The organism is Flavobacterium hydatis (genome assembly GCF_000737695.1).
Lineage (GTDB): Bacteria > Bacteroidota > Bacteroidia > Flavobacteriales > Flavobacteriaceae > Flavobacterium > Flavobacterium hydatis.
This window is the reverse complement of record NZ_JPRM01000024.1, coordinates 191,959-205,177: the sequence shown is the minus strand read 5'-3', so window position 1 is coordinate 205,177 and position 13,219 is coordinate 191,959. Positions and strand designations below refer to the sequence as shown.

The following is a 13,219-nucleotide window of genomic DNA, read 5'->3' as shown; positions in this document are numbered from 1 at the left end:
TGCTGGAATTTATAAAATTTAATTTTTTTGAAAAATAAATAAAAAAATATTCTTTGTAAAAAGAAAAATTATGTTAAGTTTGTATTAAATTCTACTAATTCTATAGAGTATGTCAAATAAAGAAAAAAATAGGCTTAATTTATCTGAAAACCGAATGTACGCCAACATGCGAATGTGTTGTTGCTGTTGTTGTTATTCTATTTTAGATAAAATTAAAAACTATATTATTTCATTTATTAAATCTATATTATCATGGTATCTTCTTATAAAACCTTTACCCTTACGGAGCAATTAACTAATGAGCAAATTGCGTTTTTTAACGAACATGGCTTCATACATTTCAAAAAGTTTATAAATCAGGAAACCGTTTCATCAATCATTGACGCCTCGAAACAAGTAGAGCAAAATTGGATTGAAAACGATCTTCAAAAAGTAAATGGTGTTCCTATTAAATACGGAAAAGACTTAGATGGCTCTCCAATTGTACAACGTTTTGCTTTTATTAATCAACATCATCAAACCTTAAGCGGTCTTTTGCTTGATCCAAGATTTAATAGTTTATTACAATTGGCAGGTGATGGCGCAAGATTAGGAACCGAAGAAAAAGACGGAATGGTTTTCAATCATTATATCAATGGGCCAGAAAGTAAGTTTACTAAAATGGGCTGGCATACAGATGGTTTGAGAGATATTTTTTATGGTGCCAAATTAAACCCAATGCTAAATGTGGGTATTCACTTAAGTACTTTAAAACCTGAAAACGGGGGTCTTAAAATCATTCCGGGGACTCACAAACAAAGTATTTATCAAATGCTTTTCCGTAAAAAATACTTTTTAGATAATAAACCCGATTCAGAGGAAGTTTCTATCAATCCCGAAGCTGGAGATTTAACCATTCACGATGGCCGTTTGTGGCACAGAGTTGCAGAATCATCTATTAGTGGCGAAGAAAGCAGAAGAAGAGTTATTTACATTCCGATTATAGCCGGAAAATATGCTCCTAAAAATGAAAATAGCCCAACGGTTTTTTATCAACGTTTTGCTGGTATTGTTAAATAATTATGCTGTTTATTATCGCATTTAGTTATCTGGTTAGATCAGGTAAGCTAAAGAGTACCGCAGATTTTTTTAAAAATAGTCAAAGAAAAGTAAAACTAAAAATTGTAAAACTAGAATTAGCTATACTATCTGGCTTACAAATATTACGCTATTAATGGGAAAAGAAATACAGATTGAAGATTATAGTACAATTGCACAAAGAACATTTTCAGACCGTAAGCGAACTAATATTTTAAAAAGAGCAGAACAGTTAACGATTGTATTTTTGCTTCCAAAAGTACCTAAATTCATTTCGCCAAACGTACTTACTTTAATTGGTACGTTTGGTTCTGGATTAATTTTTTTAGCCTTTGTTTTGGGTACTTATTTCACAAGTTGGTATTTGCTTTTGGGTATTATCGGTTTGGTAATAAATTGGTTAGGCGATTCTTTAGATGGAAGATTGGCTTATTATAGAAATATTCCACGTCGTTGGTATGGTTTTGCACTCGATATTATTGCCGATTGGATTGGTATTGTACTTATAGGCTTTGGCTACTACATTTATGCTAAAAATGGCACGCAAGTATTAGCCTTTGCTTTTGTCGCATTGTATGGCTGGTCAATTATCATCAGTCAGTTACGCTACAAAATTACAGATGAATACAGTATAGATTCTGGCTTTGTTGGCCCAACGGAACTTAGATTTATCATTGCTTTAATTTTAATTATAGAAGTTTTATTTCACGGATCAATAACCTATTTGGCTAGCTTAATCTCTGTTATATTATTTATAATAAATACTATTGATAGCTTAAAACTTTTACAATTGGGTGATTTAAAAGATAAAAACCAAGACTGAAATGTTCAGTAAAAAATCCATTTTGATTTTTCTGCAAGCACAAGTTGCGGCATTTGTAGGAGGTATTACCGATTATGGTTTAATGATTCTATTAACAGAAGTATTCAAACTGCATTTTACTTTTTCTATTCTAATCTCCGGAACCGTTGGCGCAATTATCAATTTCAGCATCAATAGATTTTGGGTATTTAAAAATCAATCCGGTTATAGCAGCCACATCAATAGTCAACTTTTTAAATTCGCTTTGGTTGTATTGGGAAGCATTTCCTTAAAATCATTTGGCACGCTTATTTTGCAAAAAGTATTTCAAATCGATTATAGAATCGGAAGATTAATCACGGACAGCTTTGTTTCTTATGGATTTAATTATCCACTGATTAAATATTGGGTTTTTAAAATAAACAAAAAGCAAAATGTAATTAAATCAGATTAGCGTATAAATAACCAATTAAGTGTTTTCTATTCAACACATAGTCCCGAAGCACGATGTTATTATGTTAAGCTTTTTAAAAAATAAAATTAATCACGCAAAGTCGCTGAGACGCAAAGTTTAAACACAATATTGTCATTTCGACGCAGGAGAAATCTCCGTAAGTAACTCTGCAACGCAAATCCAATCTTTGTCGAGCTTCTCGTAGAGATTTCTCCTGCGTCGAAATGACAAACCTTTGTGATTTTGGCAGAGATTTATTCGACATTATTGATTTTTTTTAAGTTAATGACATCGTGCTTCGGGACTATGTGTTAAAATAATGCACTCAACACTTCATATAAATATTTCGTTTATGAATAAATTCTCATTTAAATATTTTACAAAATCACTAATCGTTATAACGATCTTAGTAACTATAATTTCCGAAAATGTATTGGCGCAATCTAAAAATCCATCGCCATTAAATTTTCCAACGCCTAAGAATATAGATAATATGCTATTTTATATTCAGCGGGACCCAAATACAAATACCGCTATTTACACCATAAACTACGAAGAAAATGGAAAAATAAACAAAAGCAATCCTATAAAAGCGTATTGGATTCGATATGCTGAGAAAGGGGAGAAGAAAGACTTTAATTATATGCAACGAAAATATGCATACGGAATAGAAAGTAAAACCCTGGATAACGAAGAATTTGAACTTCAATTTGTATCGTACAAAAAGTTACCCTTAACCTTGAAAAAGATAGATTCAGATCAAAAATATCATGTTTTTGTAAGTGTAAATCAGAAAAAAATACAAGTAGAAAAAATATTTGTACGCATTGAAGGAGGTTCTTTTTGGTTACCAAATATAAAGTATGCCGAAGTTACCGGAATTGAGACTTCCTCAAATAAAATAATTACGGAAAGAATGTTATTAAAATGAGATAGCTATATTTGGATACGTTAAAGGTTGGTCAATCGCTCATATATACACAACGTGACTACGGAAAATCTTTCCGTGCCCGTTCCTATATTAATAAAAAACTGATTTTCTTTTTTTAAATCTGTTAAGATATATTTTGCAGGCACGGATTACAAATCCGCGCGGTCGGGTATAGAAAAACAAAAAGAGACATTATTATGGTTGAAATTGAACAGCAAAAACTAAAAAAGTATTTCAAAAAAATGTTACTAATTTATTATAACTGCATGAAAAAAATATTACTAATATTATTTGCCTTACTGCCTTTAATTAGTTTCTCCCAAAATAGCGAAGCTTTGAGAAAGCAAGCCATGCAGTTTTACAATGAAGGAAAATTTAATGAATCTCTTAAAACATTTGATAAAATAAAAGATAAGGAACTTTTACAAAATACCAATATTGGTGTTTGGAAAGAGCATATTACTTCGATTCTCAATCATAATTTTTCGGAGAAATATAGCATATCCGATAATGATACCTTGAACATTAAAGTTAGAGTACAAACGGTAAATATTGTATCTGAAGGTGTTTTTAATAGAAAGACAAATAGTTATGTGATTGCACCTATTTACGATTGGATTTTAGCTTTGTGCGATGATAAATTTAATTTTTTTGTGGTCATTAAAAATAATCAGCAAGCACTTCTTGATAAAACTGGAAAAATTGTAATACCATTTAAAAATCAGAAAATTACAACCAGCGAAGATTATTTTACTTATCACAATGGTTTGCAGGGGACGTTAGAATATTTTATCGTAACCGATTTGGACAAAAATTCAAAAACTCAGGAAACCATTGGCATTTATGATTTAAACTGTAAACTGATTTTTGAGTGTTCTTCTGCTATACTGTATAGAAATAACCTGCTATTGGCTAAAAAAGATGGTAAATGGAAATTTATCAATTTAAAAAACAATGAAGTTTTAGTTGATTCTATTGATTCTTATGAAGAAATGTATCCGAATTATGCTGAAGAAAAGGAATCACAATATTTTATTTTACACATCGGCAATCACCTTTCTATTTACCGTCCGCAAACGAACCAATTGATCAAGGATGTTTTTGATTCTTATACAAAAGAAAGTCAGGATGAGAATATTTTGTCAGAGATTATTTTTAGCAAAGAAAATTTTGTCGAATCCAAAGAAGTTCTTTTAAAAAATAAATATTTAATTGTAAAAAAAGACAACAAAGCGGGGGTTTATAACTTTAGCAATTTTGAGTATTATACAGAACCTGTTTATGATTCGATTTCGAATATGGGAAATACATTTTTAAAAGGTAAGGACTCGAATCTTTTCTTTCCAGAGCCTGTTGTAGAACAAAAAGAATTTTCGAAATACTATATTTTCATTACTAAAAGTAAAAATAAGTTTGGCGCAAGACTATTGGATGGGAAAAAGCTATTGGATAATGAATATGATGAAATTAAAAGTTTTAGCAATAATAACTATTACAAAGAGGTGTTGTTTTATAGGGTAAAAAACAAATGGGGGTTTACTATTTTGAATAATAAAAAAATAGAAAAACCACAGTATGATTTTGTATGTAGAGATTATTCTAAAGCGCAGGATTTGCTTATAGCAGCTTATCATAACAAAAAAAAGACCCTTTATAAATTAAATGGTGAATTATACCACGATTCAAAGGATAATAATCCTAAAGAATATGTATCAAGCCAAAATGCGTTTGATGGACTGAATGATAGTTACACAGATCGACAATTATTTAAACAAAATAATAAATATGGTATTGAGGATGCTGATGGTAAAGAAATTCTAAAGGCTCAATACTCATATATAGAACGCGCTAGTAAAAATATTTTTTTAGCTGGAAATGATATAAAAGATTCTAAATCGCTTGAAGGTTTGTTGGATATTAATGGAAAAGAAGTTTTACCCATAAAATATGAAAATATTTTTATTTATCCGAGTCCAAGCTATAGCGAAAAAAGAGAAGAATCGCTTGTATTTGAAGTAAAAAATAAAGATAATAATTATGGTCTGTATAATAGCAAAGGACAAAGCATTTACCCTTTTATAATTCAGGATATAATAGAAAGATTGATTATCCGAAATGATTCCATAAAAACATACTATTATATTATTTCTGAAAAAGTAAATCATCAAAACATTACCTATTTTGATAATGGGAGACAAATTTATGATTACAAAATATCCTTGTTGAAAATACAGGGAGATACACTTACCAAGGTATTGGATAATTGCAATAATATCCGAACTGATATCCACAATATTATTCTTGGTTATCAGGATAAATTAGGTCGATACGGATTATACAATCTTCAAAACGGAAAGGATTCGGGAGCAATATTGGCACGTTATACTTATTCACAAAATGATCAAAAATTTATTTTCGCAAACACTGCCGACAAAAAACAAGTATTTTTTGATGCGGATTTGAATATGCATCAAATTCCATATCCAATAGTTTCATATAAAAATAATTTTTTCATCTATAATGATAAAGATCTGTACGGAGCTATTAACGATAAATTGGAAATTGCCAAGTTCAAGTATCCGGTAGTAGATTATTATTATCAAAATGATAAAGAAAGAAATCAAGTTACTGAAAGTCAAAAGATAATTTTTAGTTTATTTAAGTTTAAGACCGATGCCAAAAGCAATAAATATGGTATAGTCAACTTTGACGGAAAAGTTTTAATGCCGGCAGACAACAAATATGATGAAATCATTTTTCCATTTGAAAATTATAATAGTGTTTGGTGCAACAAAGAAAAAAGAGATGTTATTTTAGAATATGTCAACAAAATATTCATTTGCAAAACCAAAGACAAAGTAGATATTCTAGGCCCAGAAAACAAAAAAATAGTTTCGTTTATAGTGCCTGCCAATTGGAAATTTGATTTTAGTGATATAACCGTCAATCATCATTTGATACTTAGGGACGGTAACACCATTAAGCTGCTGAATTTAAAAACGCAAAAAATAGATTTAGAAACTATAGCAACAAAATTTAGTGAGGACATTGATGGAGGTTATTCAGATAGGCAATATGACGATAAAAATCATAGTGTGAAAATGATTAAATATAGTAAATATGGTCGCTTGATTTTTGAAGATTCAAAAACAATGGAGCATTATGATCGTAATTACGATCCTTTTTTACGCACTACACTTTTTATAGTCAAAAGGAATAATAAATATGGGGTAATTGATGCAAACGAAAGTGTATTAATACCTTTTGTAAATGATAGCTTATATACGCCGGACAATATCAATTTCATTGCTAAAAGAGGTACTAAATATGGGGTGCTTACCAATAAAAATCAGATGCTTCATGAATTTGTTTACGATGCTATTAAAGATATTGATTTTAACAAAAGATCTATGGAACAACGAAAAGTATTGGTCGTTACAAAAAATAAGAAAAAAGGAATCTTAGATTTTCTGAGCGGTCGCGTAATAATTCCGATAGAACAAGATGATTTAAATTTTTCAGAAACAGAAGAGATCCAAGGCCGGAAGAATAAAACCCGCACAATGTATGGAAGATATGGAGAAAAACAATTTTCAATTGAATGCGATACATTGTATAGAGAAAAAAATCTTCCATATTGGTGCTATACCTTTATAAAAGATGGAAAAAAGGGACGAATTGATTATTATGGAAACCTAATTGATAATGACCGTAATCCGTATGAAATTACTCCTGCAAATCAGGAAAATGATAAAACAAAATCGGAAAATAATAAAGACTATGATGATTATAAAATCCTTGAAAGGACAAATTTCGCTATCGTTTCCAAAGAACAAAAACAAGGAGTGGTAGATTTATCGAATTCCATAATTATTTCACTTATTTATGATGATATCAGATATATAGAGAAGGGATATTTTGAATGTAAACAAGGTAAAAAAGTAGTTTTGGTGACACCACAAAATAAAGTGTTTTACGAAATAAAGAATAACGACTATAATTAAAATTATGAAAACAACTCTATTCTGTACCGTTAAACCCGATCGTTAGGATATACGAAACGATAGCGCGGAAATTCTTTCCGTGCCCGTTCCTAATATTAATAAAAACTAGATTTTCTTTTTTTAAATCTGTTAATCTATACTTTGTTGGCACGGATTACAAATCCGCGTGATTGGGAAACCGTAATAGGAATGAATTTATGTTTCCTTAAGTTTTTTAATGTGTATATTGCTTACCATTATTAAAACTAGAATATGACTTTTACTTTTTAACTATAATTTGGATTATGAAAATTAAAGACACATTATTGTTGCTTCCGTTTAGATTATTGTTTTTTATATTAGAAGAGATGTTGAAAAGAATGTCACGATTCATTTTAAAAAACGAGATAAAAGAAGAGCGAGATTCTTTTTCCGCATTACATAAAAAATATGATATGTTAAAAAATGAAAAAGAAAATATCGTCACTGAAAATAATGCTTTAATAGCAAGATTCAATAGATTCAGAGAGATCATAAAGGATGATAGAAATAAAACTTATGAGCTTCTAATAACTAAAAACAACGAGTTTACTGTTATTAAATATTCAAAAAAGAAAATATTTGACACTATAAGATTGTTAGGTGAAAGCGGAAATAGTAAAAAATGTGATTCTTCTATGAGTTTCAAAAAAATGGGAGAAGTACTCAAGATATGTGATTTCCAGTCCGAAATAAGTGAAAAAGGAAAAGGATATGGTAGGGTACTTATGGACTTTGTAATAAAAAAGGCACTTGAAGAAAATATTGCATACATAACTGGTGATCTGTCAAATGTAGATTTCGAGAGTTTTAATTGGCTTATTCCTTTTTACGAATCATTTGGATTTAAATGTACTCTCCACCAACCTGATGGAAAAATAATCGTTGGAAAAATAGAGTTAAACCTTAATAACATAGCTTGAAAAGCACCCTTGATTTATAAATATTAATCACTATAGCCCGATCACTCGAATATGTGCAACGATAGCTCGGAAATTTTTTCTGTGTGTTCCTTTTCTTTTTTTAATTTGTTAAAGATGTGCTAAGCGCTAATTAGCCACGTGGATCAGGGGCTAATCCCTCCTCAACTAATTTTTTAATGATACGATCTGTAAATTTATGAGGTAGCCCGAGTTTATTTCCTATGATTACATTAAGTTTTTTATCCCAAGGTAAAGGTGGGAGTTCAGCTAATACCTTGTTTTTTAGCGATTCTGTGATTTTTGTTCTATAGATTGGTGAAGAAGTATTGTTTATTTTAGATTTTTCATACGCACTGGTTTGAAAATTAATATTGGTAAGAATATTTTTTGATATAGGATCTTTTAAATGAAATGGTTGCATAAGGCTAGCTATTCCATTAATGCGATAAATTAGTCGTTGAAGATTTATTTTTGTTTGCTCATCGGGTCCATGAGTCTTAATTGCATTTTTGGTCAACACTTGCAAGTCGTAAATAGAAACATATAACTTTCGAAGTGAAGAAATATTCCCGTAATCGGCTATTCTTCCTTGATTGGCATGTAAGCTTAAATAGTTATATATTCCAGTAATAAATTTGTAAGTTTTCTTTACTTTATGATTAAATTCCAAATGCTCATGTTCGTCCAATAATTGATCAAAACTAACGTTAATTATTTTTACTTCCCGATAAAATTCTTTTAATTGTCGGTTACTTTCAGTATTGTATAGTAATAGCAATAAAGTTGACTGTCTTTCAGAAGCTATTTTTCCTACAAAAATAGCTACAAGCATTACCCCTGAAAGTACTTCAATTGACGCAATTAAGCGTCCAGTTCCAGTAGGATGAATATCTCCATAACCTAAAGATGTCATTGTCACTATACTAAAATAAATTGCATCAGAAAAGTTTAGTTTTTCTGTACCTGTTATGTCAAAATAACTAAAGGCAAAAGCGCACATTATTATCAGTCCTATAATTAAGTAGCCAATTGTGGGATAAGACAGAGATTCAAGATTTTTGCCAACGCTGCTGGTTAACCCTCGGTTTAATTTATGTTGCTTTTTTCTAAAACGAATTTTATCAGTTTCGCTAACACTTTTTTTCTTTTTTTGAATATTTCTATCTAAATTTTCAAGAAATGATATAAGTTTAATTATGATTTTATTTGTAGCCATTAATAATATCGGTTTATAAATTATTATTGTCGAAAACAGAAGGTATGATTATGCAAAGTTTTTAGACCTAAAGAATATTTAAAAATCTTAATTTTATCTTGTTCTTTTACCTTTTTTAAAAGGTTTTTTATTCCCATTCGCTCGGATATGCGTAACTATAGCGCGGAAATTCTTTCCGTGCCCGTTCCTATATTAATAAAAATTGGATTTTCTTTTTTTAAATCTGTTAAGATATACTTTGCGGGCACGGATTACAAATCCGCGCGATCGGGTCACTATTTTTTTCGATCATGTGCAGAATTTGTTTCTTTACAATGGTTAATTGATGATTCAATTGCTAATTTCGAAAAGATGAAAAATTATAACTAAATAAATTCATAATTTCTCGCTTTCTTTTTTAATTCATACATATTTAAAAAGTTAATATAATAACTTCTTTAGTTTCCTCAACTCTCTTTATTTTTTTGTAAAGATTGGTTTCCATAAAATATCTTGACTCATAAGCAAGTGAAAATTCCTTTTCTAATTGGTTGGCAGGAATGGCTTTAGAATTAAGATTTGAAATATGTTGTCTTAAAGAAATTGAAATGATATTCATGATATCATGTCCATTACATAATTGATTTAAATCAACATCTTTTTTAAATTTGCTTAATCTTTCTAAAATTTGTTCTTTTTTAATTTCTACCTTAACTTTTCCATGACTGAAATTTAAAATTGCTTCAACTAGTTTGTCATCTCCTTTGTATTTAAGGTCGCTAGCGGAAATGAATACATTGTAATCTATCGTTTTTCCTTCAGGACTTGCTGGTTTAAATGTCAAGCCTAAATTATCTGCTTTATTTAGCCATTTGAGATATCCAATGTTTTTCGATATGTCAAAATAATATTTCTTTAAATTGGAAAAATCATTGTTAAATAATGTTTCTAATTTATCTTCTTGATAATAATGAGATATAATAGTTTCAAAACTTGGAGAGTTAATAAAGGAAATTTCTAAATCATGATAATCAGTCATTAAAATATCCTCTATTTCCACTTCTTTATCTAGAATTCTGAAATCAGAGTCAATGATACCAATTGCTTTATTGAATTTTCTCCTTTTTAATTCATTTACTACATCAATAACATTTAAATTTCCAAATGCAATTTCAATACTAGATTCTTTACTATCAATAAACTTATTGAATAGTCGAAAATCAGTTTTTCCTTCAACTATTAGGTAATTACAATTTAAATTCTTTTGTAGTATAGAATTTGCAATTCTATCAGGAGTTATATATTGTGTCATTAATTAAATGCCCTTTAATTGTATAGTTAAATCCCAGTTGTTGTTGATTATATCAGGAGAATGCGTCGCTATTATTGCAGAGAAATTTGTAAGCTTTATTACATCTCGTAAGTCATTAATGAAATGATTTTGCCATGAAATATGCAGTGAAATTTCAGGCTCATCAATTAACAAAAGTGAATTAGGTTCAGTATTGAATAATAACTGATAAAATAATACTAATTCGTGCTGTTCGCCTGAAGATAACCCTGATAGTGGTATGTTTTTTTGTGTAATTGTGGAGGTAAATACAAAACCAACTTTTTTATCAATAGATATTTTTTTATATAAAAAACGTTTATTAATTAAATCTATAAACAATTCTAATTTAGAAGCTAAATCAGAATAAATTTCTAATTTTTGATTACTATCATCTAGATAAATTTGAAGAACGTCCTTTAATAACTCTTTATTGCCTGCTCGTTGTGTGTTTATAGCATTATTAATTGGTTGTAAATCTTCTTCTTCAGTATCTAATAATCCTACTTTGTTTAAAACTTCTCTCCGTTCATTAAGATTAGATAATCCTACTTCGATTTCTTGATCGCTTATTTTTTTTGTTTTGGTTATTTCGTGAATAACTCGGTTGGGATAGCTTCTGTCTAATTTAGAAGCCAAATCAGTTGCGGCTACGGTTCTGTTTTTTATAGCTTCTACTAATTCTTTTGAATAACGAGAAACAGATGAATGATATTCAGATTCTCCTCCTGCTTTTGTTTTGATTAATAGTCTTTGGGTTTCTATAAATTTGGTATTTACAAAGTCGGTTTTATCAGTTAGCCATTTTGGTAAGCCAGATTTGATACCAAATTTTTTATGGTACTGTTTTGGAATATTTTCACCATAAAAATCTAAAAGAGTCTCTGTGGACATTGTTATTCCTCGATTTTCATCGAACCATCTATTTGCTCCTAATTTTTCAATATAAGGGGGTAGGTATGGTTTTATAGCGAATTCCAAATCAAAATCATTTAGGTAAAATTTTGTCGCATCAATAAAATCACCACCGTAAAACTTTGGATATTTAGTGCTTATACTGTTTTTAATCTGGAATTTATCTAAATTAAAATTGTATTTTTCTGGAGTTCTTTTACCTTTTATTTTGTAAGAAAAAAATAGATTTTCAGGATGGTCGTTATTTGATCCTTTAGTTATAGTGATAATGGATTCATCAACGAAATGCAAAATAAATTTTGTAAAATGATAAGAATTTAATTCAAAAAAATCTTTGTTAAAAAAAGCTTGTATCATCTTTAAAACTAAAGTTTTACCTAATCCATTTTCACCAAGAATTAATGTTATGGATTCATCTTTTAAAGAAATACTGTGATTGAAGACTTCATATAGCCCTTGTACCTCAATTTTAGTTATCATTTATTGATTTTTTAATTTAAGATTTACCTAGTGTATAAGTAGCAATTATCCAAATGTAGCCATTATTAATTAAATATAGACTAGGTAGATTTACCTAATTTCTTGAGAAATCTGGAAAGGGGGAATTATAGGGGAATTAAAAGTGTCTAATATTGTCCATTAAAGTCTAACAATGTCCAATAAAAAACCCGCTATTAGCGGGTTCTTGTTTGTTTTAAGAATTAACCTGCTGTTCGAAGTCTCCCGACTTCGGACACGCTTGCTATATCTAAGTTGTTTCAAATAATTGAATAATTAGTAATAGAAAGACATAAAAAAAATCCCATTTCGTAAGAAATGGGATTTTAGTTTTGTGACCTCGACTGGATTCAAACCAGTAACCTCTTGAGCCGTAATCAAGTGCGCTATTCAGTTGCGCCACGAGGCCTTTTTTATTTCTCAATTGGCTAATTTTTCGTAGCTTTGTTGAGCGCTTATTGCGGGTGCAAAGATAGAAACAAATGTGAGATATACAAGCAAAAAACAATAGAAAATTAAAAAAAAATGCAAATAAAAAATTACATCCGTGATATTCAGGATTTTCCAAAAGAAGGAATTTTATTTAAAGATATCACTCCGCTTTTAAATGACCCAATTGCCAGAGAAGAATGTCTTCAAATTTTGTTTGACTCTCTAAAAGGACAAAAAATAGACAAAGTAATAGGAGCAGAAAGTCGTGGTTTTTTCTTCGGAATGCTATTAGCACAAAAATTAAACGCAGGTTTTGTACCCGTAAGAAAGCCAAAGAAGCTTCCTTATGACGTAATTTCGGCAGAATACGATTTAGAATACGGTACAGATTCGTTAGAGATGCATATTGATGCAATAAAAAAAGGAGATAAAGTATTGGTGCATGATGATGTATTAGCTACAGGCGGAACAGCAAAGGCGCTTTGCGATTTGGTTAATGAACTAGGAGGAGAAATTGTACAATGTAATTTTTTAATGGAGCTTTCTTTTTTAAACGGAAGAGAAAAGATAAAGGAAAATCCTATTTTTGCTGCTATAACATATTAGTGTAGTTCTGTACAAGCATCAAAAACATAAATTA

General features: G+C 29.6%; 10 protein-coding genes and 1 tRNA gene. 7 read left to right on the top strand and 4 right to left on the bottom strand.

What is annotated here, in order from left to right; all coding sequences use genetic code 11:
- Positions 1–252: 252 nt before the first annotated feature.
- The 6 genes from IW20_RS15675 to IW20_RS15650 all read left to right on the top strand — a co-directional run bounded on the left by IW20_RS15675 (position 253) and on the right by IW20_RS15650 (position 8,209).
- Entirely contained in the window at positions 253–1,059 is an 807-nt protein-coding gene (locus tag IW20_RS15675; protein ID WP_035624230.1) for a phytanoyl-CoA dioxygenase family protein, read from the top strand.
- A gap of 154 nt (positions 1,060–1,213) precedes the next feature.
- Positions 1,214–1,900: a CDP-alcohol phosphatidyltransferase family protein gene (locus IW20_RS15670; RefSeq protein ID WP_051885801.1), complete on the top strand. Its 687-nt coding sequence runs from the start codon at positions 1,214–1,216 to the stop codon at positions 1,898–1,900.
- 1 nt (position 1,901) lies between these two features.
- Positions 1,902–2,333 (top strand): GtrA family protein, encoded by a 432-nt coding sequence (locus IW20_RS15665; RefSeq protein WP_035624228.1) that lies wholly within the window; start codon positions 1,902–1,904, stop codon positions 2,331–2,333.
- A gap of 352 nt (positions 2,334–2,685) precedes the next feature.
- Entirely contained in the window at positions 2,686–3,264 is a 579-nt protein-coding gene (locus IW20_RS15660; RefSeq protein ID WP_035624225.1) for a DUF4833 domain-containing protein, read from the top strand.
- A gap of 266 nt (positions 3,265–3,530) precedes the next feature.
- The gene (locus IW20_RS15655; RefSeq protein WP_165571452.1) at positions 3,531–7,268 is read left to right on the top strand and encodes a WG repeat-containing protein; all 3,738 of its coding nucleotides are present in this window, start codon (positions 3,531–3,533) and stop codon (positions 7,266–7,268) included.
- 284 nt (positions 7,269–7,552) lie between these two features.
- Positions 7,553–8,209 carry a GNAT family N-acetyltransferase gene (locus tag IW20_RS15650; protein WP_035624220.1) on the top strand — a complete coding sequence of 219 codons (657 nt, stop codon included), beginning with the start codon at positions 7,553–7,555 and terminating at the stop codon, positions 8,207–8,209.
- A 130-nt stretch (positions 8,210–8,339) separates the two neighbouring features.
- Here IW20_RS15650 and IW20_RS15645 read toward each other — a convergent pair whose 3' ends face one another.
- The 4 genes from IW20_RS15645 to IW20_RS15625 form a co-directional block, all read right to left on the bottom strand.
- Entirely contained in the window at positions 8,340–9,425 is a 1,086-nt protein-coding gene (locus IW20_RS15645) for a potassium channel family protein (RefSeq protein WP_035624216.1), read from the bottom strand.
- Positions 9,426–9,837: 412 nt separating this feature from the next.
- Positions 9,838–10,716, bottom strand: coding sequence for a DUF4435 domain-containing protein (locus IW20_RS15635; protein WP_035624211.1), 879 nt, complete (start codon positions 10,714–10,716; stop codon positions 9,838–9,840).
- 3 nt (positions 10,717–10,719) lie between these two features.
- Positions 10,720–12,129: an AAA family ATPase gene (locus tag IW20_RS15630; protein ID WP_035624210.1), complete on the bottom strand. Its 1,410-nt coding sequence runs from the start codon at positions 12,127–12,129 to the stop codon at positions 10,720–10,722.
- Positions 12,130–12,482: 353 nt separating this feature from the next.
- Positions 12,483–12,556, bottom strand: a tRNA-Arg gene (locus IW20_RS15625).
- A 116-nt stretch (positions 12,557–12,672) separates the two neighbouring features.
- On the opposite strand from IW20_RS15625, the gene IW20_RS15620 reads away from it, so the two are divergent.
- Positions 12,673–13,185, top strand: a complete 513-nt coding sequence (locus tag IW20_RS15620) for an adenine phosphoribosyltransferase (protein WP_035624207.1) — start codon at positions 12,673–12,675, stop codon at positions 13,183–13,185.
- The last annotated feature ends 34 nt before the right edge of the window (positions 13,186–13,219 follow it).